Raw genomic sequence first — 22248 nt, 5'->3', positions numbered from 1 at the left:
AGAATTCAACACTCATGATAGTAAAAAAAATACAGAACCTTTTTCTCATACTAATCACAATATTCGCAGCGAGCTGTAGTTCTGGCACTAATAAAAACGGGGGGAGCAAATCACATTTGCCAGTCGCTCGAGGGGAAGCAAACGCTATCCTTTGCGTGATGGATACATCTCAGTGGAATGGACCTATTGGGGATGCATTACGAGATATTTTTTCTGAATACGTGCCTGGATTACCTCAGGATGAAGCTTATTTCAAGCTGAGAAATATCAATCCATTGAAAATGAATAATATTCTCAAAACAGGTAAGTCCATGATTTTTGTGAGTACCATGGACAATCAAGGGGCTCAAAGCCGTGCCATGCAAAACTATTTTACCACTTCTTCTCTAGAAAAGATCCTACAAGACACTTCTTTGTACCGATTGCCACAAAAAAATCAATTTGCTAGAGGGCAGGAAATTTTACACCTATTTGGACAAACGGGAGATCAGCTTATTGCTCATTTGAAAAGAGACAAAGAGGTATTGAGAAACTATTTCTTAAATATAGAAAATGAAAGAATTGCTAAAGGCCTATTCAAAGTACGAGAGAAACAGATAGAAAAAACTTTGAGAGATGCGCATGGATTTGATGTTCAGGTGCCGTATGGTTACGATTTGGCAAAAAACCAAAGAGATTTTATTTGGGTCAGGTTATTAGATCCCGAATATGAAAAGAACATTTTCGTGCACTATAGACCATACAATTCTAGAGACCCTTTTGATGATGTTTTAGCTTTTAGAGAGGAAATCACTTCATCCTATATGCGTGATATTCAGAAACCAGATATTTTTATGACGCTACAAACCGAGAACATGAATATCCGAGAAGTCAATTTCAAAGGCAAATACGCCAAAGAAGTGAGAGGCCTTTGGAAACTAAGTGATATCTCGGGCGGAGGGCCATTCGTAAGCTATGTGTTTGTAGATGAATCTCAAAAGCGAATGTATTATCTTGAAGGCTACGTATATGCCCCTTCTAAAGACAAGCGTGAATTTATGCAAGAAATTGAAGTAATCTTAAATACTTTCCGCTCTGGTGAAGAATTGAAGTAGAAAAGTTTATCCAAATTGGGGCATTATCAGATAGAACATAATGACCTTTTTCTAGCTCATTTCTCGTAGAATTTCCACATTTTTGATGATTGGTTTTTGCCCGACTTGCATACCCCCATGTGCTCAAAAACCAAGAACATTTTTAATCCACGAATTCTATTATGAGTTTTAAAATAAGAAAAAAGGAAGCGCTTGATTTTCATTCGGAACCTACTCCTGGTAAAATTGAAGTCACCCCTACTAAGCCTTTAGCGACGCAGTATGATTTAGCCTTAGCATACTCACCTGGTGTGGCAGAACCGTGTCTTGAAATTGCAGAAGATAAGGAAAAGGTATACAAGTATACGGCCAAGGGCAATCTTGTAGGCGTAATTTCGAATGGAACAGCTGTGCTTGGCTTGGGCAATATTGGCCCTGAAGCTTCTAAACCAGTGATGGAAGGAAAAGGCGTGCTTTTCAAAAAATTTGCTGGGATTGATGTTTTTGACATCGAAATAGAAGAAAAAAACCCTGACGAATTTATCAAAATAGTTAAATCTCTGGAGCCAACATTTGGTGGCATCAACCTGGAAGATATAAAAGCACCAGAAAGCTTTAAAATAGAAGGTGAACTCAGGGAGCAAATGAACATTCCTGTCATGCACGATGACCAGCATGGGACAGCGATAATCTCAAGTGCGGCTTTGCTCAATGCACTTGAAGTGGTAGATAAAAAAATAGGAGACATTAAGATTGTGGTAAACGGCGCAGGAGGAGCAGCCATAGCTTGTACTGATCTTTATGTCAAAATGGGTGCCACTCGCGAGAACATCGTAATGCTGGATAGCAAGGGTGTGATCAGAAAGGATCGTGATAACCTTGACGTGATGAAAGCAAAGTATGCTACAGATAGAGATATTTCTACTTTATCAGAAGCTGTAAAAGATGCAGATATGTTTTTAGGATTGAGCATGGGCAATGTACTTTCACCTGAAGGCTTATTGTCTATGGCCGAAAACCCAATAGTTTTTGCATTGGCGAATCCAGACCCAGAAATCGCTTATGAATTGGCGATGTCTACTCGAGACGATATTGTGATGGCCACAGGTCGATCAGACCACCCTAACCAAGTCAATAATGTATTAGGCTTTCCGTATATATTTAGAGGCGCATTGGATGTTAGAGCCACATCCATCAATGAAGAAATGAAATTGGCAGCTGTAACCGCTTTAGCAGAAATGACTAAACTGCCTGTGCCGGAAATAGTTTCCAAAGCTTATGGAGAGAAAACCATCAAGTTTGGAAAGGATTACTTGATTCCAAAACCGTTAGACCCAAGACTAATTGCCAACATATCATCTGCCGTAGCAAAAGCAGCTATGGATTCTGGTGTGGCAAAAACCAGTATTGATGACTGGGAAGAATACAAAATAGAGCTGGAAGAACGTGTCGGAGCTGAGAAGCGAATTATCTCTCGTATCATTTCTGCTGCTAAGAAAAACCCTAAACGTATTGTATTTGCTGAAGCAGACGAAGAGAAGATTCTAAAAGCAGCCCAGCTAGTTGCTGATGAAGGAGTAGGTATTCCAATTTTACTGGGGAATGAGAAAAAAATCAAACGTCTAATTGGCGAACTGAACCTAGAATTGGATTGCACCATTATTGACCCATTTTACCAAGAGGAGAAAGTAAATACTTTTGCTAAAATCTATTTCGAAAAGCGAAAAAGAAAAGGAGCTACAGTACAAGAAGGTAGACACCAGATGCTCGATAGAAATTACTATGGCGCCATGATGGTAGAGACTGGAGAAGCAGATGCGCTGATATCTGGCCTTAACAGTGACTATCCGAACACTATTCGTCCCGCATTACAAATCATTGGTGTGGAAGAAGGCTTGACTAGAGTAGCTGGAATGTATATCGTGCGAAATAAAAAAGGCACGTTCTTTTTAGCCGACACGACTGTAAATGTAAATCCAAATGTCGAGGGGTTGGTCAATATCATAGAACTGACACATCGGGCAGTGAAGTTCTTTGGGTTTGAACCTAAAATGGCCATGTTATCCTATTCGAATTTTGGTTCTGCTAAAGGTGATGTGCCTACCAAAACTGCTAAGGCTGTACAGATTGCAAAAGAAAAATGGCCAGAGATGATTATTGATGGAGACATTCAAGCGAACTTGGCCATGAACAAAAAAATGCTGGAAAAAACCTATCCTTTTAGTGATTTGGCTGGTCATCAGGTTAACACATTAATTTTCCCTAATTTGTCGTCTGGAAATATTGCTTACAAATTGCTTATGGAGATTGGAGCCAGTGAAGCCATTGGGCCAATTTTGATGGGCATGCAAAAGCCGGTTCACGTTTTACAGACGGGTAGCTCTGTGAGAGAAATTTACAATATGGCAGCTATTGCTGTTGTAGATGCACAAGCTACTGCCAATAAGAAGAAATAATGATTGCATATCTGGAAGGAAAACTGGTAGACAAAGACCCTACCTATGTCATTGTCGATGTAGGAGGCATGGGCTATCATGTAAAAATCACACTTAATACTTTTGCACAAGTAAAAACACTTGACGCTTGCAAGATTCATACACACTTGCATGTCAAAGAAGACGCACATACTTTGTTTGGTTTTTTTGAAGAATCAGAGCGTAAAAGGTTTTTGCAATTAATTTCAATTTCAGGAGTAGGACCATCCACTGGATTAATGATTTTGTCATCTCTTTCACCAGAGGAAATACATTCAGCGATAGTAAATGGAGATGTAAAAACGATCAGTGGTGTGAAAGGAATTGGTCAGAAAACGGCCCAGCGAATTATTCTTGAATTGAAAGATAAAATGAGCAGAGAAGAGTTGGAAGGTCATTCCCCTGTGATATCATTATCATCAGGCAATACCCTCAAGTCAGAGGCGTTATCAGCTCTTACCACTTTGGGTATAAATAAGGCAGTAGCAGAAAAAACAATTGATAAAATCATGAACGAAACCGCGGAGCAAGTGAGTCTAGAGGAATTAATTAAATTAGCCCTTAAAAGGGCTTAAATCAGCAGAGAAAAGGGTTTGACCTCAATCAAATTCCACATAACACCTATCCTAATACTCATTCTCCTCATGGGAATGCTGAAACCGCTTGCGTCCTTTGGTTATCAGCAAGTGCCTCCTGATTCTGTTTCAGCTGATTCAGTCAGCAATCAAAAATACGAACCTTCTTATCGGCCAACATTTAGACAGCAAGATCGATTCGGAGATCCTTTTTCTAATACACAAAGTCCTTCTCCATTACTTCTTGAAGACCCAGCTTCCATGCAATTGGATCTGGAGATTGATACTGGAATGAATTATACGATTTATGAGCGAGTAGGAGCTTTGAACTACCGCCCAAGGTCGACTATGACTTTTGAAGAATTCAATCGCTATCAGGATGCTGAAATGAAAAAGGAATATTGGCAGAACCGATCCTCAGGTCTAGATGGAGAGAGTGCGGTCAGTGGCAGACGTTTGATTCCTAAGTTATACATCAGCCCAGTTTTCGATCGAATATTTGGGGGGAGCTATGTAGATATCGAACCCAATGGATTTGTAAATCTAGATTTTGGCGGGCGTTGGCAGCGCATAGAAAATCCATCACTGAGTATCAACCAACAAAAAAACGGAGGCTTCAATTATAACCAGCAGATTTCCATGAATGTGGTGGGCAAGGTTGGAGAAAAATTGGCGATCACTGCCAATTTTGACAACAACAATTCCTTTGATTTCCAGAATAATTTGAAAGTAGAATACACAGGATATGAAGAGGATATTATTAAAAAAATAGAAATCGGAAATGTAAGTATGGGTGTGTCCAATTCACTCATGTCTGGCGGACAAAGTCTATTTGGGATCAAAACACAATTGCAATTTGGGAAGCTCTTTGTTACAGCGTTGGCATCTCGGCAACAAGGCAAGTCTCAAAGCAAATCTTTTCAGTTTGGCGCCGAAGGTCAACCTTTCAGCTTGAGAGCAGCAGACTATGACGAAAGGAGACACTTTTTCCTAGCACACTTTTTTCGTGACAATTATCAAACCTGGTTGCAAGACATTCCGCAGGTGACCTCTGGAGTCAATATCACAAGAGTGGAAGTTTACGTGGTCAACACGAATAACGAAACGGCCAATGTCCGAAATTTTATAGCCTTTACAGATTTAGGGGAAGGAGACATAGATAATATTGAAAACACAATGGAATGGGGTAGCACCGCAGGAGGAGGACCAGCCGACAACAAAAGAAGCAATGGAAATGGCCTATGGGACTATATTAACTCGAATGAGGCGAGTATAAGGGATAATGCCAATGTTGAAAATTTCCTTAGGTCAGATGCCAATATGGTAGTTGGTACGGATTATGAAATTAGACCTACAGCAAGGAGACTCGATTCACGAGAGTATAAGTGGCACCCTAAGCTGGGATATTTAAGTCTACAACGAAAATTGCAAAATGATGAAGTTCTGGCTGTAGCATTTGAATATACTTATAATGGTCAGAGCTATCAGGTTGGGGAATTGTCTGAATCCTATGTAGGTCGACCAGATGATGATCTCATTTATCTGAAGATGTTGAGGCCAGCTCGAATCAATACAGAAATAAAGACTTGGGATTTGATGATGAAAAATATTTACTCATTGAATTCTCCTCGAGTAAATGAAGAAGGTTTTGAACTTAGAATTAACTATCGAGATGATACCAAAAACTATGATGCACCCAATTTAAACGAAGGAACAAATACCAATAACGTACCATTGATCGAGCTTTTGGCTTTGGATCAGTTGAATGTAAATGGTGATAATCAAAAGGATGGAAAATTTGACTTTATCCCTGACGTCACCTTTGATGTAGAGAACGGTTATGTGATATTCCCGGTACTCGAGCCATTCGGCGCTACGCTGGAATCTAAATTTGAAAGCAATGAGCAAAGACTGATAGATCAATATGTTTTTCAAGACTTGTATGAAAAATCAAAAATTGATGCAGAGCAAAACATTGCCAAAAATAAATTTTTTCTCAACGGTACTTACTCTTCCAGTGCAGCTGGAGTGTATCCTTTAAATGCATTTAATATTGCCAAAGGATCCGTGAAGGTGACAGCTGGAAGTCAGCTATTGGCTGAAGGAGTGGACTATCAGGTCAATTACAATGGAGGGGGTACCGTTACGATCCTTAATGATGGGGTGACAGCTTCTGGAAAGGAGATTAACATCTCTTATGAAGTGGATGACTTATTTAGTTTTCGATCCAGATGGTTGACAGGTGTTCGTATGGATTACCGATTTTCGGAAAAAGTCAATGTGGGGGCAACCGTATTTCACTTGAGTGAAAGACCAGGAGGAGTGAGCCGCTATACAGCGGGAAATGAACCTATCAAAAACACCAAATACGGCTTTGATGTAAACTTTCAAGATGAGTCTCGAATGCTCACAAAAATGGTGGATGCGCTACCACTCCTCAGTACCAAAGAAAAATCCACAGTAACTTTCAATGGTGAATTTGCTCAGCTACTTCCTGGTACTTCAAATAAAGTAAATGGAGAGAGCTCATCCTATTTGGATGATTTCGAAAACTCAGTGACGCCATTCAATATAGCCGGTGGTCATTTACCTTGGAAACTTGGATCCACCCCATCACAGTTTATCGACGACAGCAACCCTGAGCTGGGAGCAAATTTCAAAAGAGCCAAAATGGCTTGGTATATTATAGACCGTTCGGCCTTCTATCTCACGGGCGGTGACAAACCAGATAATATTACGGATGAGGACCTAGAGAATCATTACGTACGTCCTGTACTTCCAAGAGAAATTTATAAGCAACAGGACCGACAAGTAGTTAACACCAATTTACCTATTTTCGATATTGCCTATTATCCCAATGAAAGGGGCCCTTACAATTATAGTGATAGGATTAATGAAGATGCATTGTTTTCTAGGGATGATGCATATGACAACTTTGGCTCGATTACAAGACAGATTACGGGCGAAACAGATTTTAGTAACAACAATATAGAATACATCGAATTTTGGATGATGGATCCATTTATTCTTGGAGAAAATGGTCGGATCATGGACGGTGAATTTGATGACAACAATGACACTGGAGGAGAATTGGTGTTTCAAATCGGAGAACTCGCTGAAAATATTCTTCAAGAAGGAGTTTTTGAATTTGAAAATGGATTACCTGTAGACGATAGTGATGATGATACCCAACAAACAGATTATGGAAAGGCAAGTACCTTACAGTGGCTCACTGATTTTTTTGACAATTCTGCGTCTGCAAGAGCCAATCAAGATGTGGGGTTAGACGGCATCGATTCTGAAGAGGAAAGAGAACGTTTTGGGAAAATACTAGGACTAGATACAGCGAGTATATTAAGTTCAATTGGTGAACAACGCCTCAGAGATGATGTTGCTGCAGACGATTTTGAGTATTTTCTATCGGATAATTACAATCAGAGAAATGCTAAAGTGCTGGAGCGCTACAAAAAATTTAACGGCTTGGAAGGAAATTCTCCTTTGAGTAGTGGCAATAATGATTTTGCTGCGTCCGCTACAATTGCACCCGATAAGGAAGATTTGAATGGAGATACTTACATCACCTCTTCTGCGGATGAAGCTTATAGAGAATTTAAAATTGATCTTCAACCAGGGGAACTTCGAGTGGGAGAGCATAACATAGTGGATAAGGTAAATGCTGAAGATGGAGCTTCATGGTATTTGTTTAGAATTCCAATCAATCAACCCACAGATACAAAAGGAGATTATACGGTTCAGTCTAATAAGCATATCAGATTGTATATGGCTAAGTGGAGAGAGCCTGTAGTGTTGAGAATGGCGAAGATGCAGCTGGTAGCCAGTCAGTGGAGAAAAACGGTTGAGAATTTGAAGGATAAAGGATTTGATGTCATACCAGAAACGGGTACGTCTGACTTTGAAGTCTCTGTTGTGAATATTGAAGAAAATAGTTTGCCCGCAGATGGTAAACCTCCTTATGTATTGCCTCCAGGCATATCCAGAGATCAAGACAATACCACCACTATTTCACGTCAAGTGAACGAACAATCTTTGAAAATCTGTGTAGAAGAGCTAGAAGATGGCGATGCAAGAGCTGTATACAAAGAAGTGACGCAGGATTTGGTTAATTATGGGAGAATCAAGATGTTTTTTCATGCTGAGCAATACAAAAATGAGATTGTTGATGATGATGAAATGACAGCATTCATCCGATTAGGATTGGATCGGACAAGCAACTATTATGAAATTGAGGTGCCTTTGAAAATTACGCCTGATAATGCGGCTCCATATTCACGCGAAGACGTTTGGCCAGAAGCGAACGAAATCAACCTTGCCTTGGATGAATTGTATGGGACAAAAGCAGCTAGAAATGGCAGTGATGTGAATGTGGAGGATGAGTTTTCCAGACAGTCGACTGATGGTAGGCATAGAATAACGATTGTAGGAAATCCGAAACTGAACAACATTACCATGATGATGATCGGACTAAGGAATCCGAAATCGGAGGACAATGCGGAGCCACATTCTTTATGTATCTGGGCTAATGAGATGAGATTGACTGATTATGATGATGAAAAAGGATGGGCAGCTAATGCCAGAATGAGTTTGAAATTAGCCGACTTTGCCACCATCAACGCAGCTACAAGATATACAAGCGTGGGCTTTGGTGGCATCCAGGATAATATCTCGCAAAGGACAAGAGAAGAGTCTATAGACTACGATCTGTCTATGAATATGAATGTGGATAAATTGATTCCCTGGAAAACAGGGATCAAAATCCCAATGTTCGTGAGCTATTCCAAATCCAAGCAAACGCCAAGATATGACCCCTTAGATCCAGATATTCCCTTGGACGCCTCTGTATTAAAATTTGATCAAGAAGAAGAGAGAGAGGAATACAAGAATAAGGTCATCTCCCAGACGGTAAACAAAAGCATCAACTTCATAGACGTTCACAAAGAAAAAGTTAAGGAAGATGCCAAAAGCCATGTATATGATATTGAAAACTTTTCTTTTAGCTATGCCTACTCAGAGCAAAAGTCGAAAGATGTCAATACCGAAAGAGATTTAAGAAAAGAATATGATGGGAATGTATCTTATCAATATAGTCCTCAACCACCTTCTTTAGAGCCATTCAAAAACTCAGAGGCCTTCTCCAGTCCATACTTGCAATTGATCAAAGACATCAATTTTTCACCTCTCCCTAACAATTTCTCCGTTCGAGCATCGATGAATAGAGTTTTTAGGAAAAGACAATTGAGAAACGCTGACTTGACCACCGATGGCATCGATCCGAATTATGAAAAATACTTTACGTTCAATCGAGCATATAATGTACGATGGAGTATTTTCAAAAGCTTAAGCGTAAACTATAATGCTACGGCCAATGCTATTGTTGATGAGCCAGAAGGAGATATAGATACTCAGGCCAAGCGGGATTCCATTTGGAATAATGTAAAGAGACTTGGGCGAATGAAAAGTTACGATCAAAGTATTGGAGCCAACTATAGATTACCGCTTGACAAATTGCCACTTACTGATTGGATGAGTGCAGACTATCGTTACAACGTCAATTATAGGTGGACAGGCGGAAACATTGGTCAGGTAGAAGAATTTGGAAATCTGGTAGAAAATAGCCGAACAAGAGACCTGACTGGTAAATTTGATTTGGTCAAACTTTACAATAAATCGAAGTACCTAAAATCAATCAACACGCCCTCACGCTCGAGAAGTAGTTCATCCAGGTCGCGTGTACCTGCTAGAGTAGACACCACTCGCAGTACTGGTGGAGGCGCCGGAGTCAAAGGATTTATGAGACTACTCATGTCCGTTAGGTCTGTGAATTTGACATTTGGTAAGCGAGAATCTACTCAGCTCCCTGGATTTGTACCTGTTCCCTATTTATTTGGCATAGATAGTGATTTTGACGCCCCTGGTTCAGCCTTCATTTTTGGTAGTCAGGATCCTGATATTAGGTTTAAAGCCGCGGAGAACGGATGGCTGGTTGAGAACGAAAGGTTGACCACACCATTTGTCCAAAGTCTGACGAATGATTTAAATCTAAGAGCAAATGTGGAGCCATTTAAGGATTTAAAAATCCAATTGGATGCCAAAAGATCAGAAACCAGTGCCTATCAAGAGATTTACCGATTTGAGAGTGATACTTCAGATATTGGCGTAATTACTGAAGGATATAGGTCTCTGACGCCTACCAGATCAGGTAGTTACACGGTTACTTTCTTGCCGATCAAAACAGCTTTTGTCAAAGAGAAATCACAAAATGTTTCTCCTACGTTTGAAGAATTTGTAGAGAACAGAGATATCATTCGCCAAAGACTCAACTTGCTCAATTCAAATGGGGAGTATGATATCAACTCACAAGATGTGCTGATTCCAGCCTTTATTGCGGCCTATTCGGGTAAGGATGCTACATCTGTCAAACTCACGCCATTCCCCAAAACTCCTGTACCTAATTGGAGGGTTGACTATGCGGGATTGAGTAAGGTTAAAGCCTTTAAAGATATCTTCTCATCCATTAATTTGACACATGCCTATGTATCCACTTTCAGTATTACTAATTATACAAATTCCCTCATCTATACTGACGCTAACACACTCGAATTGACCAATAGTATTTTGGAATATCCAATGGCTACAGATACTTTGAACAGTCAATACTTGAGTCCTGTATACGTCATCAATCAGGTAGACATTGTCGAAAGGTTTTCACCGCTCATTGGTATCAATATTCGGACTAAAAATAACATCACTTCAAAAATTGAATACAAAAAAGAACGGAGTTTAAGTTTAAATCTTTCTAATTCTCAAGTCACGGAAATGAGTAGCAGTGACATCGCTTTTGATTTTGGCATCACAAAAAGTAAAATGAAGATTCCTTTCAAAATCAGTGGGAGAACGGTTACACTCAATAATGACATTCAGTTCCGATTCACCTTTACAGTCAGAGATACCAAAACGGTACAAAGAAAAATCGACGACGCACAAGTGGTGACCAACGGAAACATCAACTATCAGGTAAGGCCTACATTGAGCTATGTGGCTAATCAAAAATTGAACATCACGATGTACTTCGAAAAGAACATCAATGAACCAAAAATTTCAAACACCTTCCCAAGATCTTCATCTGCATTTGGTATCCAAATGAGATTCAGTTTAGCTCAATAACTTTTGCATATATCTGGATATAATAATCTTATAAGATTAATAATTCAATTGAGAAAATCGACGTATTTTTGGCTCAGTTATTAAACAAAATCGATTCAAGATGAATATTCCTGAAAACTTACTTTATACAGAAGATCACGAATGGGTGAAAATAGATGGTGATGTAGCCACAGTAGGTATTACTGATTTCGCTCAAGCCGAATTAGGTGATATTGTATATGTAGAAATAGAAACTGAAGGTGAGACCATTGCAAAAGGTGAATTGTTCGGTACGATCGAAGCAGTGAAAACTGTCTCTGATTTGTTCATGCCTATGTCTGGTGAAGTAGCAGAGTTCAACGAGGAGTTGGAATCTGAGCCTGAAATCGTAAATTCAGATGCATACGGAGATGGTTGGATGATCAAAATCAAATGTTCTGATTTGAGCGAAAAAGAAGGGTTGTTATCTGCGGATGCGTATAAAGAATTGATTGGGAAATAATCCTATCAAATTCTACATATAAGAAAATAGCCATTGGATGGACTTGTGCCATCCTATTTGCTACTTTGTCTCCATCGAGCGGCGAACCGTTATTTGATATTCCCATCCGTCATTTGGATAAGCTAGTTCATTTTGGACTTTTTTTTATTCATGCGATGCTTTTGGCTTTAGCACTTGAGGTAAAAAAGGAAGCACTCAAGATTTTTTCTTTTGGTGTGATTCTGACATTGGCTACTGAAGGGCTTCAGACCTATGTGCCTGGTCGCCAAGCGGACGTTTGGGATGGAATGGCAGACGTCTGCGGAACTTCATCGGGAATGCTGTTTGTTTATTTGTTACAGTATCAATCAGTTAAGAAGTAACCCTTAAATCTATAATGTGGATTTATTGTGGATTATTTCGATTGAAAAAAAATGAATTAATGTAGATATAAAGCGGACTTTGCTATATTTGAAGTTGCTATTAGAAAAGAAATTTTATTTAAATAAATAAGCATGGAGCTAAAAAAAGACCCGAGAATATCTCTTGAGAGAAAAACAGGGATGTTTTTTAACATTGGCCTTGCTGTCAGTTTATTGCTAGTCATCACTGCTTTTGAGTGGAGATTTTATGATGATGGAGGATTAGTTGATTTAGGTCAAGTGGATGATGATTTTGAGGATATCATGGAGATTCCTCCAACCGAGCAGCCACCACCACCACCACCAAAGATTGAATTGCCGAAGATTATTGAAATTCCAGATGAGGAAGAAATCGAGGAAGAAATCGAAGTGGATTTAGATGTGGAGATTACAGAAGAAACTGTGATTGAAGATATCGTATTCGAAGAGGCTCCTGAAGAGGAGGTTGCCGATGAGATTTTTGATATCGTGGAAGACCAGCCAGGACCTCCTGGAGGTATGGCAGCATTCTATAAGTATGTAGGTAAGGAAATGAAATATCCTAACCAAGCACGTAGAATGGGTATCGAAGGTAGAGTATTTGTTCAATTCGTTGTTGACAAAGCTGGAAATCTTACTGAAGTGAGAGCCATCAAAGGTATCGGAGCTGGATGTGATGAAGAAGCGGTAAGAGTATTGAAAAATGCTCCGAAGTGGACGCCAGGTAAGCAAAGAGGACGACCAGTGAAGGTAAGAATGATTTTGCCTATCACATTTAAGTTGAGCTAAGCGAAAGCAAAGACATATAGAAAAACCCGATCAGGAAACTGGTCGGGTTTTTTGTTTTTCTAAGCTAGAAGTTAATGGTGAAATCATCGCTATCCGCCACAAAAGGATATTTGGTTCTGAACTTATCCTGTGTGGTTTTACTTAATTTTTGAATAAGAATGCCTTCCTTGTTATCTATGAAGTCAAGTGTCTCTCCTAGATAATCATAAATCCCGCTGTGGCCTACATAGGCATACCCATTACCATCTTCTCCTATTCGGTTACAGCCAAGCGCATAGCTTTGGTTTTCGATGGCTCTAGCCTTCAGTAAGGTGTCCCAAGCATTAACTCTGGGCTTTGGCCAACTGGCAACATAGATCAGCAAGTCATAGTCATAATCATCTTTGTCATACTTGTTTTTTGCCCAGGCAGGGAAACGCAAGTCATAACAAACCAAAGGGCATATTTTCCAACCTTTATATTCGACAGTTAGTCTTTCTGTACCACCCTTGAAAAACATTTCCTCCTTGGCGAGTGAGAACAAATGCCTTTTGTCATAAGTTTTAGAAGAGCCATTGGGAAAGGCCATGAAAAATCGATTGAAATAATCCGCACCTTCTTTCACAATGTAACTACCTCCTACCAATGCTTGCTTCTGATTAGCCATTTGTAATAGCCATTTCTGGGTTTTCAAACCAGGTACTTCAGCCAGTTTTTCAGGAGTCATGGAGAATCCCGTATTGAACATTTCTGGCAGAACAATTAAATCTACAGGCTCTTGAATGCTCCAAATTTGTTCTTCGAACATGGCCAAATTAGCATCTACATTTTGCCAATGAAGATTGGACTGAAGAATGGCTACTGTTAGATCTGACATAATTTTAGAGCGGCTTGTTTAAGTGTTTCTTCACTTTTGGCAAAACAAAAACGAAGTTGTTTGTTGTCTGAGTGATCAGTATAAAACGGTGAAAGCGGAATAGATGCTACCCCGTGAGTCTTGGTGATCCATTCAGCCATTTCTCTATCAGGCTTGTCACCGATATCAGCATACGAGAAGCTTTGAAAATAGGTCCCTTTGCACATAACAGGATTGAGTCTGGAAGGTGCCATCAAATCCAGCAACAGGTCTCTTTTGTCCTGAAAGAAATCAGGCAGAAATTCATAGTGATTGGGCTCTTTTAAATAATCAGCTAGTGCCCATTGTGTCGCAGTACTTACGCTAAAAACCAAAAATTGATGAACTTTTCTGATTTCATTGGTCAGATAGTCAGGCGCTATGGTGTAGCCCATTTTCCAGCCAGTGGCGTGAAAAGTTTTACCAAAAGAATATATGGCGACACTTTTCTTTCTCAGCTCTTCATGTTTCAGCACTGAGTGATGATTTTCTCCATCAAAAATGAGATGTTCATAAACTTCATCACTAATTACATAGATTTCTTTGTCTCTAGTGATCCGCGCTAATTCATTGAGATCTTCTTTCGACAATATAGCACCGCTGGGGTTGTGAGGCGTATTGATGATGATCAACTTGGTTTTAGCAGAGATTTTTTCTTCTACCTCTTCCCACGGTATAGAAAAGTCATTTTTATTTAAATTGATGTTGACAGGTACACCCTTACAAAGTTGAATGGTAGGTAAATAGCAGTCATAAGCTGGGTCAAAGAAGATGACTTCATCTCCTGCGTGAACAATGGCGGTGATGGTTGCGAACAAGGCTTGTGTAGCACCTGCCGTCACTGTGACTTCATTAGGATCAACACCAACGCCATAAGTGTGATCAATTTTTTTAGCTATAGCTTCTCTCAGCGCAGGCACGCCAGGCATAGGTGCATATTGATTCATACCCTGTTTCATATAGTGATGGATACGATCAATAAGTTTTGGCGCTACATCAAAATCAGGAAATCCTTGTGCTAAATTTATTGCCCCACACTCATTGGCCATTTTCGTCATTACGGCGAATATGGAAGTTTGGGCATTAGGCAGTTTGGATTGCATGTTTATTTTTTAGATGGAATTTTGATTTTGTAGTCAGCGTCACATTTTCCTTTCGATATGTTGTTGAGTTTGCCTTTTAGCACTCGTTTTTTGAAAGGGGTCAAATAATCAGTGAACAAGATGCCGTCGATGTGATCATACTCATGCTGAATAATTCGTGCTTTCATTCCATCAAATTCTTCTTCGTGTTCCACGAAATTCTCATCCAAATAATTGATCCTCAATTTAGCATGGCGGGAAATTTCTTCTCTGATTCCTGGAATACTCAAACAACCTTCTTCAAAATTCCATTTTTCGCCTTCTTCCCATACAATTTCTGGATTAATAAAGACTTTTTTGAAATCTTTCATTCCCTCTTCTTCTAAAGGGCTGCCATCCACAATAAACATTCGAATGGATTTACCAATTTGGGGCGCTGCCAAGCCAATACCACTGGCTTCATACATGGTTTCAAACATATCATCCTTTAACTTGATGACGTCCATGCTTCCTTCTTCAATTTCGTCTGCTTCCCGTTTCAGTACCGGGTCTCCATATACTACAATGGGGTAAATCATAATCTCGATTCTAAATATGACTGCAAGATGATTGTTGCGCTTAACTTGTCAACATTCTCTTTTTTCTGTCGATCCTTCTTTTTCATTCCTCCAGTTATCATGGCGTCCATGGCGATTTTGCTTGTAAAGCGCTCATCAACCTGATGGATTTGATGATCTGGAAAATTTTTCTTCAGCAAATTTATAAAAGACCTTACAGAAGCCGTACTGTCTGTGTCCTTATTCATTAAATCCTTGGGCATTCCAATAACAAATTCGTCTATTCCTTCAGATTGCTGATAGTTTTTTAAAAATTCAATGGCTTGAAATGTACGAACGGTTTCTAATGGCGAGGCGATTATTTGTAGAGGGTCCGTTACAGCTAGACCAGTCCTTTTGGTACCAAAATCAATGGCTAAAATTCTGCCCATTTAATTTTGAATATACATCAAATTGAGTTTTTCCTTTGCTTGTTTTTCTAATAACAAAGCTTTCGGAAAGAGCACATGATTTTCAATATGAGCATGTTTTGACAACTCCTGATCAAAGGCCTGTAGCTCTTTGAAAATGACCTTGAGTTGAATATCTTCAATTGCGGAGGTTTGATATTCGCTGGTAATTCCTCGGATTCCTTTCATCTCATCATCTGAGTCCCCATGATGCAAAGCGAATTCTTGAATAGAGAAAGATTCTATTTGGGTAGAAACTTTTGCCGAGCTGGTTTTTCCCATGACAAAACATTCTAAATCGCTGATGTAGGAAAATAACCGATCTTCTTCTTCATAAATGTGATGAATAAAGTCATTGACGAACAAAGGCAGGATCATTTTTAGATCATGAATCAATTCCTTGTCCAAGGTCGGGTTTATAGCATTGATCTGGCGTAGAATGAATGGTAATCGATCTTTGATGAACAATTCATGCGAATGTTTCAGATAGCCAATGATCAATCTCGCTGGGAAATTTTTAAGCTCGGAAGATTCAAATGAAGCTCGGTTTTCCGCCCGTTGCATCACTTCGATGAGCAGGTCAGCATTTATATTGTGCTCACTACATACTTCCTGAAGCGTTTTGTTTTTTGATTTGTAATATTCAACGCCGAAATAGTCCAACACTTTGGCGTAAACGAAATTTTCATTAATTAATATTTCGATTGATTTATTCTCCATGGGTTCTTAATGCACTGCTACAAATATAAAAAAATTGTAAGAGAGCTTAACACCCATTCATATATTCAAACCTTATTTATTTAGAGAATGTCAGCGATGATCTTGCTAATTGAAACGCCTTCTGCTTCTGCTTTAAAATTTCTAACAATTCTATGACGAAGAATAGGTTCAGCTACGGCTTGAACATCTTCAATATCAGGAGAATATTTGCCATTAAGAATGGCATTGCATTTTGCACCTTTGATGAGGAACTGGGAAGCTCTTGGGCCAGCTCCCCACTCTAAATAGGACTTGGCAATATCCGAAGCTCGATCAGAATCAGGTCTGCTTTTATGGACTAGGTTTACCGCATATTCGATCACGTTATCAGCAACTGGAACTTTATTTACGAGACGCTGAAATTCAATTATTTGTTTTGAATCTAATATGCCTTGAACGTCGCTTATGGCATTTGCTGATTCATTTTTCACAATATCGATTTCCGACTCATACGAAGGGTAATCTAAATTGATCATAAACATGAATCTATCGAGTTGCGCTTCTGGCAATGGATAAGTCCCCTCTTGTTCTATAGGGTTTTGAGTGGCCAAAACAAAAAATGGTTCGTCTAACTTCCAATGTTTACCAGCTACGGTCACGGAGTACTCCTGCATAGATTCAAGCAATGCAGATTGAGTTTTTGGAGGAGTTCTGTTGATCTCATCCGCCAAAATGATATTGGAAAAGATGGGTCCTTTGATAAATTTGAAATTTCTGTCTTTATCTAGCGTTTCTGCACCCAAAATATCAGATGGCATCAAATCTGGTGTAAACTGAATTCTATTAAAATCTAAATGCAGCGCAGAAGCGATGGTTCGAATCAAAAGGGTTTTGGCAAGTCCAGGCACCCCAACTAGAAGTGCGTGCCCTTGACAAAAAATGGAAGTAATCAGTAGTTTGACTACTTCATCTTGCCCTACGATTACTTTAGAAATTTCCTTTTTTAAATTGATGTAAGCTTCATGCAAAGCATCTGCAGCTTCTACTTCGGTCGCAAATTCACTCATAGATGTTAATTTATCAAAATTCGGCAATATTCATACTCAGGATCCACATGGATATAAACTTCTCCTTGAGCATCTTTAAACCACTTTGACATTATTTGGTTGCGTTTATTGGCGACAGTGGCCGCTCTTATTTTTTGATAATCTTCTAACAAATTGGCTTGATGTGGAGCAACGCGTTCCTTATACATTATAATTCGCACAGCGTCTGTACCATCAGCCATTCTGAATTCCATAGGTTTAGTGATCGTACCTACCGCCATGGTATCGATGGTAAAAAACAAGGTGGGGTCTAATTCCTCTACTGAAACTCGCATGGCACCAGTAGCATCACTAAAAAATCCACCATTGCCGCTTGTAATCTGATCGTCGGAATGTTCTTTAGCCAATACTTCAAACCGAATGCTGTCTACAAGTACGGCAGTTCTTAGACTGTCTAGGTAATTTTTTGCATCATCAATATCATTCACACTTGGCTGTGGAATAATCAGAATATGTCTGGAGTTATAGGTGTTTCCCCTTCTTTCGATCAATTGAATCAAGTGAATACCAAATTGCGTTTCTACGGGTCTGGAAATCTCTCCTGGTTTCATGCTCAAAGCAGCCGCTTCAAATTCTGGAGCCAATTCGCCTCTTTTGAAAAAGCCTAATTCGCCACCATTGCTTGCAGATCCGGGATCCTGAGAATACTTTTTAGCCAGTTGCCCAAAGTTTTCTCCATTTTGGATTCGTTTTTTAAAATCAATTAATTGCTGTTTGATTTCTGCTTTTCGATCATCATTGACATCTGGAACTTTTACAATTTGACCAATTGTAACTTCCGTTGAAAAGTAAGGTAAACTATCAGCTGGGATTTGGTTATAGAATTTTTTTACTTCTGCAGGAGTGACAGATACATCTTCTCCAATGGTGCCTTGCATTTTCTGAACGATCATCTGTTCTTTGATCTGGTCAAACAACTCAGCTTTGAACTCCTCGATTGATTTGTTGTAGATTTCCTCTAGTTTTTCTTCTGAACCAATCTGCTGAATGAAATAGGACATTCGTCGATCTAAATTGCTTTCTACTTCTACATCTAAAACGTAGATTGAATCTATTTCAGCTTTAGCTACCATCATTTTATTGATAACCAAAGATTCTAATATTTGACATTTGGCATTGCCTTGAGACAATTCACCTCTTGATAAAAATTCAAGATAGGCGCGGTCTAATTCAGACTTGAGAACAATATAATCATCCACTTTGGCGATGATTCTATCAATCACTACACCTTTTTCGTCCGATTGAGCCTGAACGGTGCCTATTGAACTCATCAACAGCCCTATCAACGTTAATTTAATATACTTCAAATTCATTGTTTTCCTTCGCTACTTTGTAAACCTCTTCTTCTAATTCCTTTCTTAATTCCACTTTTTTCTTATTGATTAATATGCTTTCAATGTCATCTTTGATATAACTAAGTGGAGCAATCTGATCGGATATTTTGTAATCTAATACTCGTATAAAGTAATAGTAATTTTCATCTGATGTTTCAACAAAACTATTGTTCTTTAAAAAGTCCGCTTTTTCCTGGACACTGATCAGTGGTGTATTGCTAATAACTTCATCAAAATTGATCCAAAGGTCTATTTCCAATGAGGATTTAGACGCAAATCGATAGCAGTAAGATTGGATTTCTTCAAGATTAGAATCTGGATAGGTTCTGATTAGTTTTCTGAAATTCTCAATTTGTGGTGCCTCCACTGGTACCATGGCAAATAAGCATCTCATTATATTTTGACGAAGTACAAAGTTTTCAAACTTTTCATTGTAGTACTTCTCTATTTCCTCATTAGAAGTTTCTTTATCGAGGTGCTGATTGATGTAATGCATTTCAAATTCATGCACCATCAGCGCATAACGATAGTCCAAAATTTTCCGCTCAATTTTAGCCTCATCAAAATCAAGTTCGGTAGAAGCTCTCGCAATTGTCAGTTGTTTTTTGACCCAGGTGTCTACATATTTAGAGACCACCATACTACTGTCTGCCTGGCTACCTTTTGGAACCAAGCTGCTAATGTCTTCATCGTAGAGGTAGATATCATTGACCCGAGCTATCTTCACTCTATGATCTATTTCTTCAGATGTATCCACATTATAGAGTTGTTCACAGGAGGACATCCATAAAATAATAATACCCGCTAAGTATGTTCTAATTCTCAAATTCTTCAATATATGATTTCAACACTGACCGGTTTAATTTCATTGGGTATTTTTTACTCAACGTCTTCAGCCATTGTTTTTCTAGTTCATTCTGATAATCAGATATGACTAAGCCTCTAATATCTTTCAGCGGCTTGTAGCCTTCAGGCTCAATAGATACAATTATCCAAAGTGTAAAGTAGTTTTTGATATTCTGAACGGAGCTGCCTACTTGCCAATGGGCATCTAGCCATTCCTTTTTTCCTCTCTCAATTTTTTCATCAAAAGTCTGCAAAGTTAATGGTTCTTCACTATTGAATAGACTATCCAATTCGGAATTTGTGAGTTCCAGCTGTGTGCTGACGTTTTGAAGCAAGGTGGAATCCTTTGATACAAAGCGACGAACGACTGCATGTTCGGCCATTTTGTAATTTTTCTTTTTGTTCTTCTCATAAAAATCCAGCAGGCCTATACTATCTACCATGGCTTTATTCCAAACTTCTTTTTCCATCAAATTGAATAACAAAATACCACTTCGGTACTCATCTAAAACCATTTGGTAATCATAGTTGTTTGCTTCTATCAGCTTCAACTCTTCATCAAAAATGCTTTTTTCTTCAAATTGGTTGTATAGTTGCTGCACATAGTCAGGTACAGAAGTAAGCTTTCTCTTTTTCTGTTTTTGTTCAACAAAATCAAAAAAAGTTTTCAGATTGTAATCATTTCCATTAGTAGAAAATAAAGCTTGATCTAAATCAGCTTTGGTATTCAAATAATTCCATTTGGCTTCTAAAAGCGAGGAATCAAAATGAGTGACCAATTGACTGTGTACTGTAGTATTTAGTTCAAAATTTTGAGATGCTTTCAACTTTGCGAGTGTCACAGATTTTTTATCAGCTGCTCTTGTATCTCTTGCTATTTTTTTCTCGAGATCTGCTTTTATTTCATCCAGAGGAGCCATTCCTTTTTTGTCAAGGAGTTTAATAATATGCCAACCAAAACGGGTTTGAACAGGCTCTGAAATATCTCCTTTTTCTTGTAGCGCAAAAGCTGCATTTTCAAACTCAGGCACCAAATTTCCAGTTCCAAACCATTGTAGTTTTCCATTTTGTGGTTTAGTTCTTACGTCATCAGAATACAATTTGCATTGTTCATTCCAATCTGCTCCTTGCTTTAAATTCTGATAAATAGACGTGGCTTTGTCTTTAGCTACAGCTACTGAAGCACTATCTGGTTTGGAGCGAATCATGATATGAGCAGTCAACACTTCTCCTCTTGCCTCTCTCTTATCCTTGATTTGAATGATGTGATAGCCGAATCTGGTTTTGATAGGCCCTACAACTTCTCCCACTTTGTTGTCGTACACTGCATTTTCAAAAGGGTAAACCATCTGTAGCGCGGAGAAGTACCCTAGAAATCCGCTATTTTGTTTGGCACTAGGATCGTCAGATTCTTTAGCGGCAACGGCGGCAAATGATTCTCCATTTATAATCCGTTTTTTTAAGCCCAATGCCTTGTTATATGCCTTAAGTGTATCCTCTGGGTTGCCTTGTCCTTCCGACTTTACTAAAATATGTGAAGCAGATACTTCCAGTTTCATGCGAGCATAGGCCTCTTCGACCATTTCATCATTTACTTTGGTTTGCATCAGGTAGGGTTCCGCCAATTGCTTTTTGTAGGTTTCAAACTCTTGTTTGAATTCTGGGGTTTGATCCTGGCCTAAATTGATAGCCTCTTTGACTTTCAGTCTGAAATTTACATACAAATCCAAGTATTCATTTACTTTGATTTTTGCGCTGTCAGCTGAAGGCTCTTCGGTGTTTTTTAAGAAGTAATAATTAAATGCTTTTATGCCGAATGATTCTTCGCCTAACTGAAAAAGAGTTTCATCTTCTTTGTCGGACTGAGCGAATAATAAAGTCGGAAAGAAGAAATAAAAAAAGAGAAGAGAAAGTCGGGAAGGTTGGATCATTTGTCTTTGGTAATCTTTTTAATCATTCTGCAAATATTCTTATTTTCTTCATTTTTGAACTCCACAGTGTCCATTATATTTTTGACCAACATAATACCCAAACCACCTTTCTTTCTTTTGCGAATGATTTCTTCCAAATTGGGTTCTTTATAATTGTTGTAATTGAAACCAATGCCGTAGTCAATGATTTCAAATAAGACACCATCTTTTCCGTGGTCCTCAATGAATAACTCCAAACATTCCGAAGGATTGCATTTATTAGAATGAATAATCAAGTTAGCGCAGACTTCATCTACCGCTAAGATTATTTTGTGCGCATCTATTTCAGACAAACCAATATCAGCTAGCACCTCCGCCACAAAGTGCCGGATTTCTTTAAGCCGCTCTCTTTTACAATTGGTTTTAAACTGATGCAT

Annotated in this window: 17 protein-coding genes; 7 read left to right on the top strand and 10 right to left on the bottom strand. The window is 38.8% G+C overall.

All coding sequences use genetic code 11. The features are described from left to right. The first annotated feature begins 14 nt into the window (after positions 1–14). The 7 genes from ABJH98_RS19365 (at position 15) to ABJH98_RS19335 (ending at position 12954) form a co-directional block, all read left to right on the top strand. Positions 15–1094, top strand: a complete 1080-nt coding sequence (locus ABJH98_RS19365; RefSeq protein ID WP_348309433.1) for a DUF4837 family protein — start codon at positions 15–17, stop codon at positions 1092–1094. Positions 1095–1255: 161 nt separating this feature from the next. After that, a complete protein-coding gene (locus ABJH98_RS19360; RefSeq protein WP_348309432.1) occupies positions 1256–3529 on the top strand; it encodes an NADP-dependent malic enzyme in 2274 nt (757 codons plus the stop codon). Continuing rightward, positions 3529–4122: a Holliday junction branch migration protein RuvA gene (gene ruvA / locus ABJH98_RS19355; protein ID WP_348309431.1), complete on the top strand. Its 594-nt coding sequence runs from the start codon at positions 3529–3531 to the stop codon at positions 4120–4122. The genes ABJH98_RS19360 and ruvA overlap by 1 nt, the downstream gene beginning before the upstream one ends. Before the next feature lie 69 nt (positions 4123–4191). Beyond that, entirely contained in the window at positions 4192–11304 is a 7113-nt protein-coding gene (gene sprA, locus ABJH98_RS19350) for a cell surface protein SprA (protein WP_348309430.1), read from the top strand. 100 nt (positions 11305–11404) lie between these two features. Then, complete coding sequence (gene gcvH / locus ABJH98_RS19345; protein ID WP_348309429.1) at positions 11405–11785, top strand: glycine cleavage system protein GcvH; 381 nt, start codon at positions 11405–11407, stop codon at positions 11783–11785. A gap of 65 nt (positions 11786–11850) precedes the next feature. After that, the gene (locus tag ABJH98_RS19340; RefSeq protein WP_348309428.1) at positions 11851–12147 is read left to right on the top strand and encodes a VanZ family protein; all 297 of its coding nucleotides are present in this window, start codon (positions 11851–11853) and stop codon (positions 12145–12147) included. Positions 12148–12279: 132 nt separating this feature from the next. Beyond that, complete coding sequence (locus tag ABJH98_RS19335; protein ID WP_348309427.1) at positions 12280–12954, top strand: energy transducer TonB; 675 nt, start codon at positions 12280–12282, stop codon at positions 12952–12954. 64 nt (positions 12955–13018) lie between these two features. Here ABJH98_RS19335 and ABJH98_RS19330 read toward each other — a convergent pair whose 3' ends face one another. The 10 genes from ABJH98_RS19330 to ABJH98_RS19285 form a co-directional block, all read right to left on the bottom strand. After that, a complete protein-coding gene (locus tag ABJH98_RS19330) occupies positions 13019–13810 on the bottom strand; it encodes an amidohydrolase (protein ID WP_348309426.1) in 792 nt (263 codons plus the stop codon). After that, positions 13798–14931: a methionine aminotransferase gene (locus ABJH98_RS19325; RefSeq protein ID WP_348309425.1), complete on the bottom strand. Its 1134-nt coding sequence runs from the start codon at positions 14929–14931 to the stop codon at positions 13798–13800. Before ABJH98_RS19325 ends, ABJH98_RS19330 begins: the two co-directional genes overlap by 13 nt. 2 nt (positions 14932–14933) lie before the next feature. Continuing rightward, positions 14934–15488: a peptide deformylase gene (gene def, locus ABJH98_RS19320; protein ID WP_348309424.1), complete on the bottom strand. Its 555-nt coding sequence runs from the start codon at positions 15486–15488 to the stop codon at positions 14934–14936. Further along, on the bottom strand, positions 15485–15898 hold the full coding sequence (gene ruvX, locus ABJH98_RS19315) for a Holliday junction resolvase RuvX (RefSeq protein ID WP_348309423.1): 414 nt from the start codon (positions 15896–15898) through the stop codon (positions 15485–15487). Before ruvX ends, def begins: the two co-directional genes overlap by 4 nt. Beyond that, positions 15899–16636: an iron-sulfur cluster repair di-iron protein gene (locus ABJH98_RS19310; RefSeq protein WP_348309422.1), complete on the bottom strand. Its 738-nt coding sequence runs from the start codon at positions 16634–16636 to the stop codon at positions 15899–15901. It abuts the gene before it with no gap. An 80-nt stretch (positions 16637–16716) separates the two neighbouring features. Beyond that, positions 16717–17682, bottom strand: a complete 966-nt coding sequence (locus ABJH98_RS19305) for a MoxR family ATPase (RefSeq protein ID WP_348309421.1) — start codon at positions 17680–17682, stop codon at positions 16717–16719. Positions 17683–17687: 5 nt separating this feature from the next. Continuing rightward, on the bottom strand, positions 17688–19028 hold the full coding sequence (locus ABJH98_RS19300) for a peptidylprolyl isomerase (protein ID WP_348309420.1): 1341 nt from the start codon (positions 19026–19028) through the stop codon (positions 17688–17690). Further along, positions 19015–19881: a peptidyl-prolyl cis-trans isomerase gene (locus tag ABJH98_RS19295; protein WP_348309419.1), complete on the bottom strand. Its 867-nt coding sequence runs from the start codon at positions 19879–19881 to the stop codon at positions 19015–19017. Before ABJH98_RS19295 ends, ABJH98_RS19300 begins: the two co-directional genes overlap by 14 nt. Next, complete coding sequence (locus ABJH98_RS19290; RefSeq protein WP_348309418.1) at positions 19871–21832, bottom strand: peptidylprolyl isomerase; 1962 nt, start codon at positions 21830–21832, stop codon at positions 19871–19873. Before ABJH98_RS19290 ends, ABJH98_RS19295 begins: the two co-directional genes overlap by 11 nt. Beyond that, complete coding sequence (locus tag ABJH98_RS19285; RefSeq protein ID WP_348309417.1) at positions 21829–22248, bottom strand: ATP-binding protein; 420 nt, start codon at positions 22246–22248, stop codon at positions 21829–21831. Before ABJH98_RS19285 ends, ABJH98_RS19290 begins: the two co-directional genes overlap by 4 nt.

Origin of the sequence: Reichenbachiella sp., assembly GCF_039969095.1 — a bacterium.
Classification (GTDB): Bacteria; Bacteroidota; Bacteroidia; order Cytophagales; family Cyclobacteriaceae; genus Reichenbachiella.
Note: the sequence above shows the minus strand (reverse complement) of the source record. Positions and strands in the feature narration are given on the sequence as shown.

What these genes read in the sequence shown, in the direction of transcription:
- ABJH98_RS19365 (WP_348309433.1), top strand. Translation starts at nt 15, where the DNA reads ATGATAGTAAAAAAAATACAGAACCTTTTTCTCATACTAATCACAATA.
- ABJH98_RS19360 (WP_348309432.1), top strand. Translation starts at nt 1,256, where the DNA reads ATGAGTTTTAAAATAAGAAAAAAGGAAGCGCTTGATTTTCATTCGGAA.
- ruvA (WP_348309431.1), top strand. Translation starts at nt 3,529, where the DNA reads ATGATTGCATATCTGGAAGGAAAACTGGTAGACAAAGACCCTACCTAT.
- sprA (WP_348309430.1), top strand. Translation starts at nt 4,192, where the DNA reads ATGGGAATGCTGAAACCGCTTGCGTCCTTTGGTTATCAGCAAGTGCCT.
- gcvH (WP_348309429.1), top strand. Translation starts at nt 11,405, where the DNA reads ATGAATATTCCTGAAAACTTACTTTATACAGAAGATCACGAATGGGTG.
- ABJH98_RS19335 (WP_348309427.1), top strand. Translation starts at nt 12,280, where the DNA reads ATGGAGCTAAAAAAAGACCCGAGAATATCTCTTGAGAGAAAAACAGGG.
- ABJH98_RS19330 (WP_348309426.1), bottom strand. Translation starts at nt 13,810, where the DNA reads ATGTCAGATCTAACAGTAGCCATTCTTCAGTCCAATCTTCATTGGCAA.
- ABJH98_RS19325 (WP_348309425.1), bottom strand. Translation starts at nt 14,931, where the DNA reads ATGCAATCCAAACTGCCTAATGCCCAAACTTCCATATTCGCCGTAATG.
- def (WP_348309424.1), bottom strand. Translation starts at nt 15,488, where the DNA reads ATGATTTACCCCATTGTAGTATATGGAGACCCGGTACTGAAACGGGAA.
- ruvX (WP_348309423.1), bottom strand. Translation starts at nt 15,898, where the DNA reads ATGGGCAGAATTTTAGCCATTGATTTTGGTACCAAAAGGACTGGTCTA.
- ABJH98_RS19310 (WP_348309422.1), bottom strand. Translation starts at nt 16,636, where the DNA reads ATGGAGAATAAATCAATCGAAATATTAATTAATGAAAATTTCGTTTAC.
- ABJH98_RS19305 (WP_348309421.1), bottom strand. Translation starts at nt 17,682, where the DNA reads ATGAGTGAATTTGCGACCGAAGTAGAAGCTGCAGATGCTTTGCATGAA.
- ABJH98_RS19290 (WP_348309418.1), bottom strand. Translation starts at nt 21,832, where the DNA reads ATGATCCAACCTTCCCGACTTTCTCTTCTCTTTTTTTATTTCTTCTTT.
- ABJH98_RS19285 (WP_348309417.1), bottom strand. Translation starts at nt 22,248, where the DNA reads ATGCATCAGTTTAAAACCAATTGTAAAAGAGAGCGGCTTAAAGAAATC.